The sequence below is a fragment of the Pseudomonas salmasensis genome, assembly GCF_014268375.2.
Taxonomy (GTDB): Bacteria; Pseudomonadota; Gammaproteobacteria; order Pseudomonadales; family Pseudomonadaceae; genus Aquipseudomonas; species Aquipseudomonas salmasensis.
The window spans coordinates 4005020-4019104 of sequence record NZ_CP077083.1 but is presented as its reverse complement, the minus strand read 5'-3'; the positions used below and the strand labels follow the sequence as shown (position 1 = coordinate 4019104).

Annotated in this window: 16 protein-coding genes; 13 read left to right on the top strand and 3 right to left on the bottom strand. The window is 60.3% G+C overall.

Annotation, left to right across the window (positions count from 1 at the left end; all coding sequences use genetic code 11):
• The first annotated feature begins 165 nt into the window (after positions 1–165).
• The 7 genes from hslV to HU731_RS18015 all read left to right on the top strand — a co-directional run bounded on the left by hslV (position 166) and on the right by HU731_RS18015 (position 7971).
• Positions 166–696, top strand: a complete 531-nt coding sequence (hslV, locus tag HU731_RS18045) for an ATP-dependent protease subunit HslV (RefSeq protein WP_003171209.1) — start codon at positions 166–168, stop codon at positions 694–696.
• A gap of 37 nt (positions 697–733) precedes the next feature.
• Positions 734–2071 carry an ATP-dependent protease ATPase subunit HslU gene (hslU, locus tag HU731_RS18040; RefSeq protein WP_032893966.1) on the top strand — a complete coding sequence of 446 codons (1338 nt, stop codon included), beginning with the start codon at positions 734–736 and terminating at the stop codon, positions 2069–2071.
• Positions 2072–2231: 160 nt separating this feature from the next.
• On the top strand, positions 2232–2609 hold the full coding sequence (locus tag HU731_RS18035) for a gamma-butyrobetaine hydroxylase family protein (RefSeq protein WP_034125568.1): 378 nt from the start codon (positions 2232–2234) through the stop codon (positions 2607–2609).
• Positions 2610–2858: 249 nt separating this feature from the next.
• Positions 2859–4538, top strand: a complete 1680-nt coding sequence (phaC, locus tag HU731_RS18030; RefSeq protein ID WP_186606457.1) for a class II poly(R)-hydroxyalkanoic acid synthase — start codon at positions 2859–2861, stop codon at positions 4536–4538.
• 165 nt (positions 4539–4703) lie between these two features.
• Positions 4704–5549 (top strand): poly(3-hydroxyalkanoate) depolymerase, encoded by an 846-nt coding sequence (gene phaZ / locus HU731_RS18025; protein ID WP_003171205.1) that lies wholly within the window; start codon positions 4704–4706, stop codon positions 5547–5549.
• A 90-nt stretch (positions 5550–5639) separates the two neighbouring features.
• Positions 5640–7322 carry a class II poly(R)-hydroxyalkanoic acid synthase gene (phaC, locus tag HU731_RS18020; protein WP_186606456.1) on the top strand — a complete coding sequence of 561 codons (1683 nt, stop codon included), beginning with the start codon at positions 5640–5642 and terminating at the stop codon, positions 7320–7322.
• Between the two features lie 28 nt (positions 7323–7350).
• On the top strand, positions 7351–7971 hold the full coding sequence (locus tag HU731_RS18015; RefSeq protein ID WP_056782683.1) for a TetR/AcrR family transcriptional regulator: 621 nt from the start codon (positions 7351–7353) through the stop codon (positions 7969–7971).
• A gap of 186 nt (positions 7972–8157) precedes the next feature.
• Here HU731_RS18015 and HU731_RS18010 read toward each other — a convergent pair whose 3' ends face one another.
• The 3 genes from HU731_RS18010 to HU731_RS18000 all read right to left on the bottom strand — a co-directional run bounded on the left by HU731_RS18010 (position 8158) and on the right by HU731_RS18000 (position 9863).
• Positions 8158–9048, bottom strand: a complete 891-nt coding sequence (locus HU731_RS18010) for a phasin family protein (RefSeq protein WP_186606455.1) — start codon at positions 9046–9048, stop codon at positions 8158–8160.
• Positions 9049–9060: 12 nt separating this feature from the next.
• A complete protein-coding gene (locus HU731_RS18005) occupies positions 9061–9483 on the bottom strand; it encodes a phasin family protein (protein ID WP_056782681.1) in 423 nt (140 codons plus the stop codon).
• Between the two features lie 104 nt (positions 9484–9587).
• The gene (locus tag HU731_RS18000; protein WP_034125562.1) at positions 9588–9863 is read right to left on the bottom strand and encodes a polyhydroxyalkanoic acid system family protein; all 276 of its coding nucleotides are present in this window, start codon (positions 9861–9863) and stop codon (positions 9588–9590) included.
• A 145-nt stretch (positions 9864–10008) separates the two neighbouring features.
• Here HU731_RS18000 and ubiE point away from each other — a divergent pair, with 145 nt between their 5' ends.
• Genes ubiE through HU731_RS17970 form a run of 6 tightly spaced genes read left to right on the top strand, consistent with a single transcriptional unit; the run spans position 10009 to position 14077 of the window.
• Positions 10009–10779, top strand: coding sequence for a bifunctional demethylmenaquinone methyltransferase/2-methoxy-6-polyprenyl-1,4-benzoquinol methylase UbiE (gene ubiE / locus HU731_RS17995; protein ID WP_186606454.1), 771 nt, complete (start codon positions 10009–10011; stop codon positions 10777–10779).
• Positions 10779–11402: a ubiquinone biosynthesis accessory factor UbiJ gene (locus HU731_RS17990; RefSeq protein WP_019820017.1), complete on the top strand. Its 624-nt coding sequence runs from the start codon at positions 10779–10781 to the stop codon at positions 11400–11402. Before ubiE ends, HU731_RS17990 begins: the two co-directional genes overlap by 1 nt.
• Entirely contained in the window at positions 11399–13003 is a 1605-nt protein-coding gene (gene ubiB, locus HU731_RS17985; protein ID WP_186606453.1) for a ubiquinone biosynthesis regulatory protein kinase UbiB, read from the top strand. The genes HU731_RS17990 and ubiB overlap by 4 nt, the downstream gene beginning before the upstream one ends.
• 41 nt (positions 13004–13044) lie before the next feature.
• Positions 13045–13437: a phosphoribosyl-AMP cyclohydrolase gene (hisI, locus tag HU731_RS17980; protein ID WP_003187884.1), complete on the top strand. Its 393-nt coding sequence runs from the start codon at positions 13045–13047 to the stop codon at positions 13435–13437.
• A gap of 2 nt (positions 13438–13439) precedes the next feature.
• Positions 13440–13772, top strand: a complete 333-nt coding sequence (locus tag HU731_RS17975) for a phosphoribosyl-ATP diphosphatase (protein WP_003187881.1) — start codon at positions 13440–13442, stop codon at positions 13770–13772.
• Positions 13773–13798: 26 nt separating this feature from the next.
• The gene (locus tag HU731_RS17970) at positions 13799–14077 is read left to right on the top strand and encodes a twin-arginine translocase TatA/TatE family subunit (RefSeq protein WP_186606452.1); all 279 of its coding nucleotides are present in this window, start codon (positions 13799–13801) and stop codon (positions 14075–14077) included.
• The last annotated feature ends 8 nt before the right edge of the window (positions 14078–14085 follow it).

The following is a 14085-nucleotide window of genomic DNA, read 5'->3' as shown; positions in this document are numbered from 1 at the left end:
CGCAGGCAAGCCAGCTCCCACTTTGGTTTACAGTGTGCTCAAGTGGGTGTCGAAGCCATAAACACCACTCGTCCGCCCTGCCTTCCTACAGTTGAAATCCCCCTCGCCACCCCCATATGAGTTTCCATCAGGGCATTTTCGCCCCGCTGCGTGGAGACTCTCCCCTTGACCACCATCGTTTCAGTACGTCGCCACGGCAAAGTTGTCATGGGCGGCGACGGCCAGGTTTCCCTGGGCAACACCGTGATGAAAGGCAACGCCAAGAAAGTGCGCCGCCTGTACCACGGCCAGGTGCTTGCCGGCTTCGCAGGCGCTACCGCCGACGCCTTTACCCTGTTCGAGCGTTTCGAAGGCCAGCTTGAGAAACACCAGGGCCACCTGGTGCGCGCCGCTGTGGAACTCGCCAAAGAATGGCGCACCGACCGCTCCCTCAGCCGCCTGGAGGCCATGCTCGCGGTTGCGAACAAAGACGCTTCCCTGATCATCACCGGCAACGGCGACGTGGTTGAACCCGAGCATGGCCTGATCGCCATGGGTTCCGGCGGCGGCTACGCCCAGGCCGCGGCCAGCGCGCTGCTGAAGAAAACCGACCTGTCGGCCCGTGAAATCGTCGAGACCGCCCTGGGTATCGCTGGCGATATCTGCGTGTTCACCAACCACAACCAGACCATTGAGGAGCAGGACCTCGCCGAATAAGCCCTGGGCTTATTCAGGCTTGAGGCCGCCAAACACTATGTCCATGACTCCCCGCGAAATCGTCCATGAACTCAACCGCCATATCATCGGCCAGGACGATGCCAAGCGCGCCGTTGCCATTGCGCTGCGTAACCGCTGGCGCCGGATGCAACTGCCGGAAGAACTGCGCGTTGAAGTAACGCCCAAGAACATCCTGATGATCGGCCCTACCGGCGTGGGTAAAACCGAGATCGCCCGGCGCCTGGCCAAACTGGCCAATGCACCGTTCATCAAGGTCGAAGCGACCAAGTTCACCGAAGTCGGCTATGTGGGCCGCGATGTCGAGTCGATCATTCGCGACCTGGCTGACGCCGCCCTGAAAATGCTGCGCGAACAGGAAGTGACCAAGGTCAGCCACCGCGCCGAAGACGCCGCTGAAGAGCGCATCCTCGACGCCCTGTTGCCACCGGCACGCATGGGTTTCAACGAAGACGCCCAACCTGCTACCGACTCCAACACCCGCCAGCTGTTCCGCAAACGCCTGCGTGAAGGCCAGCTGGATGACAAGGAAATCGAGATCGAAGTGGCCGAAGTGTCCGGCGTGGATATCTCTGCGCCGCCTGGCATGGAAGAAATGACCAGCCAGTTGCAGAACCTGTTCGCCAACATGGGCAAGGGCAAGAAGAAAAGCCGCAAGCTGAAGGTGAAAGAAGCGCTCAAGCTGGTGCGCGACGAAGAAGCCGGGCGCCTGGTCAATGAGGAAGAACTCAAGGCCAAGGCCCTGGAAGCGGTCGAGCAACATGGCATTGTGTTTATCGACGAGATCGACAAGGTGGCCAAGCGCGGCAATTCCGGCGGCGTGGATGTGTCCCGCGAAGGCGTGCAGCGTGATTTGCTGCCGCTGATCGAAGGCTGCACGGTCAACACCAAGCTGGGCATGGTCAAGACTGACCACATCCTGTTTATCGCCTCCGGTGCCTTCCACCTGAGCAAGCCAAGCGATCTGGTGCCCGAGCTGCAAGGCCGTTTGCCGATCCGGGTGGAGCTCAAGGCGCTGACGCCGGGTGACTTCGAGCGCATCCTCAGCGAGCCGCATGCCTCGCTCACCGAGCAGTACCGCGAGCTGTTGAAAACCGAAGGGCTGGGTATCGAATTCCAGGCAGACGGCATCAAGCGCCTGGCGGAGATCGCCTGGCAGGTCAACGAGAAGACCGAGAACATCGGTGCCCGTCGCCTGCATACCTTGCTTGAGCGCCTGCTGGAGGAAGTGTCCTTCAGCGCCGGCGACATGGCCGGTGCGCAGAATGGCGAAGCGATCAAGATCGATGCTGATTACGTCAACAGCCACCTGGGTGAATTGGCGCAGAACGAAGATCTGTCTCGTTATATCCTGTAAGCCTCACTCAATGTGAGAGTGGCCTGTGTGGGAGCTGGCTTGCCTGCGATAGCATCACCTCAGTGTTCCTGAAACACCGAGGTGCCTGCATCGCGGGCAAGCCCGGCTCCCACATTGGTCCCTCTCACATTTTGAGCCGGTTCCTACAGGGTTATCTCCAATGTCGAAATTTCCTACCGCAGTAAACCTGCACAAAACCTCCAACACCCTCGGCCTGACCTACGGGCCGGATGAAACCTATCAGTTGCCCGCCGAATTCCTGCGGGTGCACTCGCCTTCCGCCGAGGTCCAGGGCCACGGCAAACCCATCCTGCAATTCGGCAAGCTCAACGTCCGGTTGATCAAGCTGGAACCGGCCGGCCAGTACGCACTGAAATTGACCTTTGACGACGGTCATGACAGCGGACTGTTCACCTGGGACTACCTCTATCAGTTGGCCGTACGTCAGGACGCTTTGTGGGCCGACTACCTGGCCGAGCTCAAAGCCGCTGGTAAAACCCGCGATCCGAGTGAGTCGGTCGTGCGGCTGATGCTCTAGCCCAAGGGTCTTGCTGTTTAGAGCGCATTTTCTAATTTCATCTGCTTGAATGCCCTGTCGCGTGGCCAACGATTGGCCCGCTTGCGAAAAAAAATAAACTCGGGTAACCAATGGAGCTGGCAAGTTCCCTGCATTTGACGATGCGGTATCAACGGTCACCCGAGTCGCAGTACCAGGCTGGTGTCGTGTATCGAAATTGGGTGCGCAGCAATCGCCGGTACTCGTCTTTCGGACAATGGAGCGTCGTAGATGAGTAACAAGAATAACGATGACTTGAAACGCCAGGCCTCGGAAAACACCCTGGGGTTGAACCCGATCATCGCGTTACGCAAAAAGGATTTATTGGCCTCGGCCAAGATGGTGCTGACCCAAGCCATCAAGCAACCGTTGCACAGCGTCAAGCACGTCGCCCACTTTGGCGTTGAATTGAAGAACGTGATGTTCGGCAAATCCGCACTGGTGCCCGAGGGCGACGACCGTCGCTTCAACGACCCGGCCTGGAGCCAGAACCCGCTCTACAAACGTTATTTGCAGACTTACCTGGCGTGGCGCAAGGAACTTCACGACTGGATCGACGACAGCAACCTGTCGGCACAAGACATCAGCCGCGGCCACTTCGTGATCAACCTGATGACCGAAGCCATGGCCCCCACCAACAGCGCGGCCAACCCGGCGGCGGTCAAACGTTTCTTTGAAACCGGCGGCAAAAGCCTGCTCGACGGTTTGTCCCACCTGGCCAAGGACATGGTGCATAACGGCGGCATGCCCAGCCAGGTCAACATGGGCGCCTTTGAAGTCGGCAAGACCCTGGGCACCAGCGAAGGCGCGGTGGTGTTTCGCAACGATGTACTGGAACTGATCCAGTACAAGCCCATCACCGAGCAGGTACACGAACGCCCGCTGCTGGTGGTGCCGCCGCAGATCAACAAATTCTACGTCTTCGACCTGTGCCCGGATAAAAGCCTGGCGCGCTTCTGCCTGCGCAATGGCCAGCAGACCTTTATCGTCAGTTGGCGCAACCCCACCAAGGCCCAGCGCGAATGGGGGCTGTCCACCTATATCGAGGCGTTGAAGGAAGCGGTCGATGTGGTCACGGCGATTACCGGCAGCAAAGACGTGAATATGCTCGGCGCCTGCTCCGGCGGCATCACCTGCACCGCGCTGTTGGGCCACTACGCGGCGCTGGGGCAGAAAAAGGTCAACGCACTGACCCTGCTGGTGAGCGTGCTGGATACCACCCTGGACACCCAGGTGGCGCTGTTTGTGGATGAACAGACCCTGGAGGCGGCCAAGCGCCACTCCTACCAGGCCGGCGTGCTGGAAGGCCGCGACATGGCCAAGGTGTTTGCCTGGATGCGCCCCAACGACCTGATCTGGAACTATTGGGTCAACAACTACCTGCTCGGCAACGAGCCGCCGGTGTTCGATATCCTGTTCTGGAACAACGACACCACCCGCTTGCCGGCGGCGTTCCATGGCGACCTGATCGAACTGTTCAAGAACAACCCACTGATACGCCCCAACGCCCTGGAAGTGTGCGGCACGCCTATCGACCTCAAGCAGGTCACCGCCGATATCTATTCCCTGGCCGGCACCAACGACCACATCACGCCGTGGCAGTCCTGCTACAAGTCAGCGCAGTTGTTCGGCGGCAAGGTCGAGTTTGTGCTGTCCAGCAGCGGGCATATCCAGAGCATCCTCAACCCGCCGGGCAACCCCAAGGCGCGCTACCAGACCAGCGAGGGCCTGGCCGGCAGTGCGTTGGAGTGGCAGGAGAATGCGACCAAGCACACTGACTCGTGGTGGCTGCATTGGCAGGTGTGGCAGGCAGAGCGGGCGGGGAAACTGAAAAAAGCCCCGACGATATTAGGCAATAAAACCTATGCCGCCGCCGAAGCGGCGCCGGGTACCTATGTACATGAACGCTAGGCACTTTTTGTAATTGAAATGAGATCAATGTGGGAGCTGGCTTGCCTGCGATAGCGATGGCCCTGCTAACTAATCGCTGACTGACAGAATGCAATCGCAGGCAAGCCAGCTCCCACACTGAACGAGTTCCTACAGTCCAATAGCACCATTTCACAGGGCTTGAGCATGCCGCAACCGTTCATCTTCCGTACCATCGACCTGGATGGCCAGACCATCCGCACGGCGGTGCGCCCGGGCAAGCCGCACTTGACCCCGCTGCTGATCTTCAACGGCATCGGCGCCAACCTTGAGCTGGTGTTTCCGTTCGTCCAGGCCCTGGACCCGGACCTGGAAGTGATCGCCTTCGACGTACCCGGCGTGGGCGGTTCCTCGACGCCGAACCGGCCCTACCGTTTCCCCGGCCTGGCCAAGCTCACCGCGCGCATGCTCGACTACCTGGACTACGGCCAAGTGAACGCCGTGGGCGTGTCCTGGGGCGGAGCGCTGGCCCAGCAATTTGCCTATGACTATCCCGAGCGCTGCAAGAAATTGATCCTGGCGGCCACGGCGGCCGGGGCCTTCATGGTGCCGGGCAAACCGAAGGTCTTGTGGCTGATGGCAAGCCCCAGGCGTTATATCCAGCCGTCCCACGTGGTGCGCATTGCACCGATGATTTATGGCGGCTCGTTCCGCCGTGACTCCAAACTGGCCGCCGAACACGCCAGCAAAGTGCGCTCGGCCGGCAAGCTGGGTTACTACTGGCAGTTGTTTGCCGGGTTGGGCTGGACCAGCATTCACTGGCTGCACAAGATCCGTCAGCCCACCCTGGTGCTGGCCGGGGACGATGACCCGCTGATCCCGCTGGTCAACATGCGCATGCTCGCCTGGCGCATCCCCAATGCACAGTTGCACATCATCGATGATGGCCACCTTTTCCTGATCACCCGGGCCGAAGCCGTGGCGCCGATCATCATGAAGTTTCTGGAGGAGGAGCGCCTGCGCGCCGTGATACATCCGCGACCGGCGGTGTGAAGGAGCACACCACCGCGCAACTTGCCAGGAACCGACTATGGTTCTGAATTGGCGTGCCTGCTTGATGACTTGACGAAGGAGTGTTGGCTCATGCGAGAAAGACCCGTGACGAACCCGGCGCCCACCCCCGCTACGTTCATCAACGCACAAAATGCGATCACCGGCCTGCGCGGCCGGGACCTGCTGTCGACCCTGCGTACCGTCGCCGCGCACGGCCTGCGCAACCCGGTGCACACCGCCCGCCACGCCCTGGCGCTGGGCGGCCAGCTGGGCCGCGTGCTGCTGGGTGAGACCGTGCACGAACCCAACCCCAGGGACCATCGCTTCAGCGACCCCACCTGGAAGCTCAACCCGCTGTACCGGCGCAGCTTGCAAGCCTATCTGAGCTGGCAAAAGCAGACGCGCCACTGGATCGATGACAGCGCCCTCAGTGACGATGATCGCGCCCGCGCGCAGTTCGCCTTCGCCCTGCTCAACGATGCCGTGTCCCCTTCCAACACCCTGCTCAACCCGCTGGCGATCAAGGAGCTGCTCAACTCCGGCGGCAACAGCGTGGTGCGCGGCGTGAGCAACCTGTTCGAAGACCTGTTGCACAACAACGGTTTGCCGCGCCAGGTCAGCAAGCACGCCTTTGAAGTGGGCAAGACCGTGGCGACCACGCCCGGTTCGGTGGTGTTTCGCAACGAGCTGCTGGAGCTGATCCAGTACAAGCCCATGAGCGAAAAACAGTACGCCAAGCCACTGCTGGTGGTGCCGCCGCAAATCAACAAGTACTACATTTTCGACCTGAGCCCGGCCAACAGCTTTGTGCAATACGCGCTCAAAAACGGCCTGCAGACCTTTATGGTCAGCTGGCGTAACCCGGACGTGCGGCATCGCGAATGGGGCCTGTCCACCTACGTGGCGGCGCTGGAAGAAGCGCTCAACGTTTGCCGGGCCATCACCGGCGCTCGCGAGGTCAACCTGATGGGCGCTTGCGCCGGTGGCCTGACCATCGCCGCGCTGCAAGGCCACTTGCAAGCCAAGCGCCAGTTGCGGCGCATCTCCAGCGCCAGTTACCTGGTGAGCCTGCTGGACAGCCAGATCGACAGCCCTGCAACCTTGTTCGCCGATGAGCAAACCCTGGAAGCCGCCAAGCGCCGCTCCTACCAGCAAGGCGTGCTGGACGGCCGCGACATGGCCAAGGTGTTTGCCTGGATGCGCCCCAACGACCTGATCTGGAATTACTGGATCAACAACTACCTGCTGGGCAAGGAACCGCCGGCGTTCGACATCCTGTACTGGAACAACGACAACACGCGCCTGCCCGCGGCCTTGCACGGCGACCTGCTGGACTTCTTCAAGCACAACCCCCTGAGCCATCCCGGCGGGCTGGAGGTATGCGGCACGCCCATCGACTTGCGCAAGGTCACGGTGGACAGCTTCAGCGTGGCCGGCATCAACGATCACATCACACCGTGGGACGCGGTGTACCGCTCCACGCAACTGCTGGGTGGCGAGCGGCGCTTTGTGCTCTCCAACAGCGGGCATATCCAGAGCATCCTCAACCCACCGGGCAACCCCAAGGCCAACTACGTCGAGAACCCCAAGCTGAGCAGCGACCCACGGGCCTGGTATTACGACGCCCAGCACGTCGAAGGCAGTTGGTGGCCGCAGTGGCTGGAGTGGGTGCAAAAACGCTCCGGTGTACAACGCGAAACCCTCACCGCCCTGGGCAACCAGAATTACCCACCGATGGAAGCGGCGCCGGGCACTTACGTGCGGGTGCGCTGAGCTCAGCGATCAACTTTAAGAAGACTGGATGAAGACCCGCGACCGTATCCTTGAATGTGCCCTGCAGTTGTTCAACCAAAAGGGCGAACCGAACGTGTCGACCATGGAGGTGGCCAATGAAATGGGGATCAGCCCCGGTAACCTCTACTACCACTTCCATGGCAAGGAGCCCTTGGTGCTCGGGCTGTTCGAGCGTTTTCAATCTGAGCTGGCGCCACTGCTGGACCCTCCCGCCGATGCGCAACTGGAAGCTGAGGACTACTGGCTGTTTTTGCACCTGATTGTCGAGCGCATGGCCCACTATCGGTTCCTGTTCCAGGACTTGTCGAACCTGGCGGGGCGCTTGCCCAAGCTGGCCAAGGGGATCCGTCACCTGCTCACGGCGCTCAAGCGCACCTTGGCGTCACTGCTCGCGCGGTTGAAGGCGGCAGGGCAACTGGTCAGTGATACCCAGGCGTTGGGGCAACTGGTGGAGCAGATCACCCTGACCTTGCTGTTTTCGTTGGATTACCAGCGGATTCTGGACCGTGAAGGCGAGGTACGGGTGGTGGTGTACCAGATCATGATGCTGGTGGCGCCGCATCTGCTGCCGACGGCGCGGCAGGCGACCGAGAAGTTCGCCTTGAAGTACCTGGATGACGCGGATTAAACATGTAGGAGCGAGCTAGCTCGCGAAAAACGTCAACGATAACGGGGGCTTCCTGAATAAACGCGGCGTCTTTGAGTTTTTCGCGAGCAAGCTCGCTCCTACAAAAATGGGCCATACGGCGTTTTGAGGTTTGAATAAAAAACGCCCGATCTTCGCAGACCGGGCGTTTTTTGTGTCCCGTAGAAATCAGGACTGACTGGATGGCGTCGGGGTGGCCGGCGTTGCAGTCGGGGTAGCAGCCGCATGCGTCGGTGCGGACACCGAATTGGCGGTAGAAGCGGCCGGTGCTGGCGCCGTGGCTGGCTTGGCCGTTGCGGCGGGCTTTGCGGCTGCCGGTTTTTTCGCTACCGCAGGCTTTTTGGCCGCGGCAGGTTTGGCCGCAGGTTTAGCGGCAGCGGTTTTAGCCGCAGGTTTGGCAGCCGGTTTAGCCGCAGGTTTGGCGGCGGCTTTAGCGGCCACTGGCTTAGCGGCAGGCTTGGTAGCCGGTTTGGCGGCAGCGGTTTTAGCCGCTGGCTTGGCCGCAGGTTTTGCAGCAGCTTTGGCTGGCGCTTTTGCAGCGGGTTTGGCAGCCGGCTTGGCGGCGGCTTTAACCAGAGGCTTGGCGGCGGGTTTTGCGGCGGCGGTTTTAGCTGCTGGTTTAGCCGCCGGTTTTGCTGCAGGCTTGGCTGCGGCGGTCTTGGCGGGAGCCGCTTTGGCGCCGGTGAGTTTTTCGATTTGCTTGGTCAGGGTATCGACCTTGCTGTGCAGCGCTTTCAACTCAGCCTTGCTCGGTACGCCCAGTCGCGAAATAGCACTGTTGAGGCGTTTGTCGAAAGTCTCTTCCAACTTGCCCCAGGTATTGCTCGACTTGGCGGAACCCGCGCTCGCCTTGGCAGCGTCGACTTTTTTACCAACCGTGCTCTTGGTCAACTCCTCGGCTTTCTCGCCGTCTTTAACCAGGGTCTCGAAGAGTTTGCTGCCGTCACTGTCGATCTTCGAGTACACGCCTAAACCAGCGAGCCAGATTTTGCGGGAATATTTTTCAACTTTCCCGACCCACGAGCTGCCTTCTTTCTGAGTAGTCTTTTTAACAGCCATCCCGATGTCTCCTTAGTGTTTACGCGCGACACGTTCGAGCAATGCCGTCAGCTCTTCGAGCTTAGCAGAGAGTGTCTCCACGTCATGTTTAGACGCAATGCCGATCCGATTCAAGGCACTGGCGACACGAGTATCAAAAGCTTTTTCAACTTTATCCAGTTGAACTTCAACCAGGCCTTTGACGCCGGAGACGTTACTCTTTACTTGGTCAATCTGACTGTTGGCAGCATCAAGTTGTTCAACTACAACTTTTTTACCTTTACTTTCAATACGTTGACCGCTTCTAACGAGTTCCTTGAAGTACTCGCCGCCCTCGCTGCCGACCTTGGCGTAGGCACCAAGACCCGCCAGCCAGATCTTGCGGGCATAGCTTTTAACCTCACTCAGAGGGGTAGTCTGAACGTCGATTTTTTTCTTCAAAATAACTTTGGCCATGGTGCACCTCACACAGAATTGGGTGGCGGACGGCCCGCAAGAGTTGAGGGCTTGGGCACAAAGTAGGGTTTAAAATTAGAATCGGCACCCTAAGCACAGCCGTATCAGGCCAGGGCCTTATCCAGGGCTTTTTCGATTTCGGACTTGATCGTGCCACTCATGGCCGACATCAACAGGCCTAGTTCCACATCAATGCGCAGCGAATCATCGGCCACCAACACTGTGCCTTTAACCCCGGAGCGCTTGAGCTTCAGGGTGTCGCCAGCCCATGAAGACTCCACCCCATATTTATCCTCGAGTTTGCGCGCCAATTGCTCAGCCTTGGCCCGCGCCTGTTCTTTTCCCAGGGTATGTTCACGCTCAACGGTAATACGGGCCATTGCAATGACTCCTCTTTATAACGACTCAGAACACCCGCCATGCGGCAAAAGGTCTCGATGAGTGCCTATCTTACCTGCAGCCTTGCCAAGACAAAGCAGGCCTTGGGGATTATCATGTCCCGCATTCTCTTTTGGTGACAGCGATATGACTGATCAGCGCAAAGGCAGCGATGCCGAACCCACCACTCACTTCGGCTTCAAGAACGTCCCGGAAAGCCAAAAGGCGGAAAAAGTCGCTGAGGTGTTCCACTCCGTGGCAGCCAAGTACGACCTGATGAACGACGTGCTCTCCGGCGGCATGCACCGCCTGTGGAAGCGCTTCACCATCGAGTTGTCGGGCGTACGCACCGGCAACCGGGTGCTGGACATCGCCGGTGGCACGGGCGATCTGGCGGCCAAGTTCTCCAAGCTGGTTGGCCCCACCGGCCAGGTGGTATTGGCCGATATCAACGGCTCGATGCTCAAGGTTGGCCGCGACCGCCTGCTCGACAAAGGCGTGGCCGGCAATATCGAATTCGTCCAGGCCGACGCTGAAAAGCTGCCGTTCCCCGACAACCATTTCGACTGCGTGACCATTGCCTTCGGCCTGCGAAACGTGACCCACAAGGAAGACGCGATCCGCTCGATGCTGCGCGTGCTCAAGCCGGGTGGCCGCCTGCTGGTGCTGGAGTTCTCCAAGCCGACCAACGCGCTGATGTCCAAGGTCTACGACACGTACTCCTTCGCCTTCATGCCGTTGATGGGCAAGTTGATCACCAACGATGCCGAGAGCTACCGCTACCTGGCCGAGTCGATCCGCATGCACCCGGACCAGGAAACCCTGAAGTCGATGATGGTGGAGGCCGGTTTCAACCGCGTGACCTACCACAACATGACGTCCGGCATCGTCGCCCTGCACCGCGGCATCAAGCCCTGATGCTGCTGCAAGGTCTTCTCGCCAGCGTCGAGCACGGCCTCAACCGTGTACTGCGCCTGGACAGCACCGCCCTGGCGCGGCTCGCGCACCTGACCGGCAAAGTCATCGCCGTCGATTGCCGCAGCCCCGCCTTGCAGCTGTTTATCCTGCCCAGCGATGAAGGCCTGCTGCTCGCCACCCAATGGGCCGCTGAAGCCGATTGCACCTTGCGTGCGCCGGCCTCCAGCCTGTTGCACCTGGCGCTGAGCCGCAACAAGACTGCCATCCTCCACAGCCCCGAGGTAGAGCTGGAAGGCGACAGCGCGGTACTGATGGACCTGGCCGCCGTGCTGCAAGACTTGGAGCTGGACTGGGAGTACGAACTGTCGCGCTGGATCGGCCCCGTCGCCACCCAGTTGATCAGCGGGCACCTGCGCAGCCGCTCGCGCTGGTATCAGCAAGGGTTCGCCAGCCTCAACCAGAACCTTGCCGAATACCTGAGCGAAGAATCGCGCACCCTGGTCGGGCAACGGGAAGCGCAAGCGCGCTTTCGCGAGCTCGACAAGGCCAAAATCGACCTGGAACGCCTCGAGGCCCGCTTCGAGCGCTTGAGCCGTTCCCTTGATCCAAGCGATAACGCATGAAGCTGCTCGCCGTCCGCCGTTTGTTTCGTATCCAGCGCGTCGTAATCCGCTACCGTCTCGATGACCTGCTGTTTGCCCTGCCCTTGCCGTGGTTTTTGCTGGCGGTGCGTTATGTGCTGCCGTGGCGCTGGTTGCCGCGCAAGCCGTCGCCGTTGAGCCGTGGCGCCAGCCTGCGCCTGGCGTTGCAAGACTTGGGGCCTATCTTCATCAAGTTCGGGCAGATCCTCTCCACCCGCCGCGACCTGTTGCCCGAAGACATCGCCGACGAGCTGATGCTGCTGCAAGACCGCGTGCCGCCGTTCGACTCGCAGCAGTCGATGGCGCTGATCGAAGAACAGCTGGGCCAGAAGATCAGCGAGGTGTTCAGCCGCTTCGACGTCGAGCCCCTGGCCTCGGCGTCGGTGGCACAAGTGCACGCCGCACAGCTCAAGACCGGCGAAGAAGTGGTGGTGAAGGTCATTCGCCCAGGCCTCAAGGCGATCATCGGCCAGGACCTGGCGTGGCTGTTTGTGCTCGCCCGCGCGGCCGAACGCTTCTCGGCCGATGCGCGCCTGCTGCACCCGGTGGATGTGGTCGCCGACTACGAAAAAACCATCTACGACGAACTCGACCTGCTGCGCGAAGCGGCCAACGCCAGCCAATTGCGACGCAACTTCGAAGGTTCGCCACTGCTGTACGTGCCGCAAGTGTATTGGGACTGGTGCCGGCCAAAAGTGCTGGTGATGGAGCGCATCTACGGCGTGCAGGTCACCGATCTTGCGACCCTGGCCGACCAGCGCACCGACATGAAGATGCTGGCCGAGCGCGGCGTGGAGATCTTCTTCACTCAGGTGTTTCGCGACAGTTTCTTCCACGCCGACATGCACCCGGGCAACATCTTCGTCAGCACCGTCAACCCGTGGAGCCCGCAGTACATCGCCATCGACTGCGGCATCGTCGGCAGCCTCACCCCCGAAGACCAGGATTACCTGGCGCGCAACCTGTTTGCCTTCTTCAAGCGCGACTACCGTCGCGTGGCGCAGTTGCACATTGATTCGGGCTGGGTGCCGGCGGAAACCAAGCTCAATGAATTCGAAGCGGCGATCCGCACGGTGTGTGAGCCGATCTTTGAAAAACCGTTAAAAGATATTTCCTTCGGCCAGGTGCTGATGCGCCTGTTCCAGACCGCGCGGCGCTTCAATATGGAAGTGCAGCCGCAACTGGTGCTGTTGCAAAAGACCCTGCTGAACATCGAAGGCCTGGGCCGCCAGCTGTACCCGGACCTCGACTTGTGGAACACCGCGCAACCCTTCCTGGAACGCTGGATGCGCGAGCGCATGAGCCCCAAAACCATGCTGGGCAACCTGCACAGCCAGTTCGAACAGCTGCCGCACCTGGCCAACATGACCCGCGACCTGTTGGAGCGCATGTCCCAACCCCACGCCAAGGACCCTGAGCCACCGTGGCGCAAGCGCAAGGACGATTGGTTCCTGCGCCTGCTCGGCGCCGCGCACCTGGTGGGTGGGGTAATGCTGGCGATCGGTGGGCCATTGAACCAACTGGGCCACTGGCCAGCCGGCATCATGGTCGCCGTGGGTGTTTATCTGATCGTGCGTCGATAGCCAATCCGGTTATACACTGTCGCAAATTGCCGGAGCCGAACATGAAAGACTGGCTGGATGAGATCAAATGGGACAGTGACGGCCTGGTGCCGGCCATTGCCCAGGACTACAAGACCGGGCGCGTGCTGATGATGGCCTGGATGAACCGCGAGGCCCTGAGCCTCACCGCCGCCGAGCAGCGCGCCATCTACTGGTCACGTTCGCGTGGCAAACTGTGGCGCAAGGGCGAAGAGTCCGGGCACGTGCAAACCCTGCACGAGCTGCGCCTGGACTGCGATGCCGACGTGGTGATCCTCAAGGTCGAACAGATCGGCGGCATCGCCTGCCACACTGGCCGCCACAGTTGCTTCTATCGCGTGTTCGAGAATGGCGAATGGAAGGTTGTGGAGCCGGTGCTCAAAGACCCGCACGCCATCTACCCAGCAGGACACTGAACATGAGCGATACCCTGAACCGTGTGGCCCAGGTGCTGGAAGACCGCAAAGGCGCGGACGCCGACAGCTCCTACGTCGCCAGCCTGTACCACAAGGGTCTGAACAAGATTCTGGAAAAACTCGGCGAAGAATCCGTCGAGACCATCATTGCGGCCAAGGACGCGCAAATCAGCGGTGATTACAGCGATGTAATCTATGAGACCGCAGACTTGTGGTTCCATAGCCTGGTGATGCTCGCCCAACTGGGGCAGCACCCACAGGCCGTGCTGGATGAACTGGACCGTCGCTTCGGCTTGTCCGGGCACGCCGAGAAGGCTTCGCGCCCGTCCGCCTGAATAACTAAGACTTGAGGATTTGAAGCATGGGCATTTTTGACTGGAAACACTGGATCGTCATTCTGGTGGTGGTGGTATTGGTGTTCGGCACCAAGAAACTCAAGAACCTGGGCACCGATGTGGGCGAGTCGATCAAGGGCTTTCGCAAAGCCATGAACGACGATGAAAAGCCAGCCGAGCCAAGCGCCAACCCGGTGCCACCGGCCCAGCCTGTTCACCCGCAGGCCACCCAGCCGATCACCAAGCGCCGTACCTTCGACGTTCAGGCTGAAAAGGTCCAAGAGCCGACCCGCAAAGACTCGTGAGCACTGAC

Coding starts and splice junctions, on each gene's coding strand:
- hslU (WP_032893966.1), top strand. CDS start 734: ATGTCCATGACTCCCCGCGAAATCGTCCATGAACTCAACCGCCATATC.
- HU731_RS18035 (WP_034125568.1), top strand. CDS start 2,232: ATGTCGAAATTTCCTACCGCAGTAAACCTGCACAAAACCTCCAACACC.
- phaC (WP_186606457.1), top strand. CDS start 2,859: ATGAGTAACAAGAATAACGATGACTTGAAACGCCAGGCCTCGGAAAAC.
- phaZ (WP_003171205.1), top strand. CDS start 4,704: ATGCCGCAACCGTTCATCTTCCGTACCATCGACCTGGATGGCCAGACC.
- phaC (WP_186606456.1), top strand. CDS start 5,640: ATGCGAGAAAGACCCGTGACGAACCCGGCGCCCACCCCCGCTACGTTC.
- HU731_RS18015 (WP_056782683.1), top strand. CDS start 7,351: ATGAAGACCCGCGACCGTATCCTTGAATGTGCCCTGCAGTTGTTCAAC.
- HU731_RS18010 (WP_186606455.1), bottom strand. CDS start 9,048: ATGGCTGTTAAAAAGACTACTCAGAAAGAAGGCAGCTCGTGGGTCGGG.
- HU731_RS18005 (WP_056782681.1), bottom strand. CDS start 9,483: ATGGCCAAAGTTATTTTGAAGAAAAAAATCGACGTTCAGACTACCCCT.
- HU731_RS18000 (WP_034125562.1), bottom strand. CDS start 9,863: ATGGCCCGTATTACCGTTGAGCGTGAACATACCCTGGGAAAAGAACAG.
- ubiE (WP_186606454.1), top strand. CDS start 10,009: ATGACTGATCAGCGCAAAGGCAGCGATGCCGAACCCACCACTCACTTC.
- HU731_RS17990 (WP_019820017.1), top strand. CDS start 10,779: ATGCTGCTGCAAGGTCTTCTCGCCAGCGTCGAGCACGGCCTCAACCGT.
- ubiB (WP_186606453.1), top strand. CDS start 11,399: ATGAAGCTGCTCGCCGTCCGCCGTTTGTTTCGTATCCAGCGCGTCGTA.
- hisI (WP_003187884.1), top strand. CDS start 13,045: ATGAAAGACTGGCTGGATGAGATCAAATGGGACAGTGACGGCCTGGTG.
- HU731_RS17975 (WP_003187881.1), top strand. CDS start 13,440: ATGAGCGATACCCTGAACCGTGTGGCCCAGGTGCTGGAAGACCGCAAA.
- HU731_RS17970 (WP_186606452.1), top strand. CDS start 13,799: ATGGGCATTTTTGACTGGAAACACTGGATCGTCATTCTGGTGGTGGTG.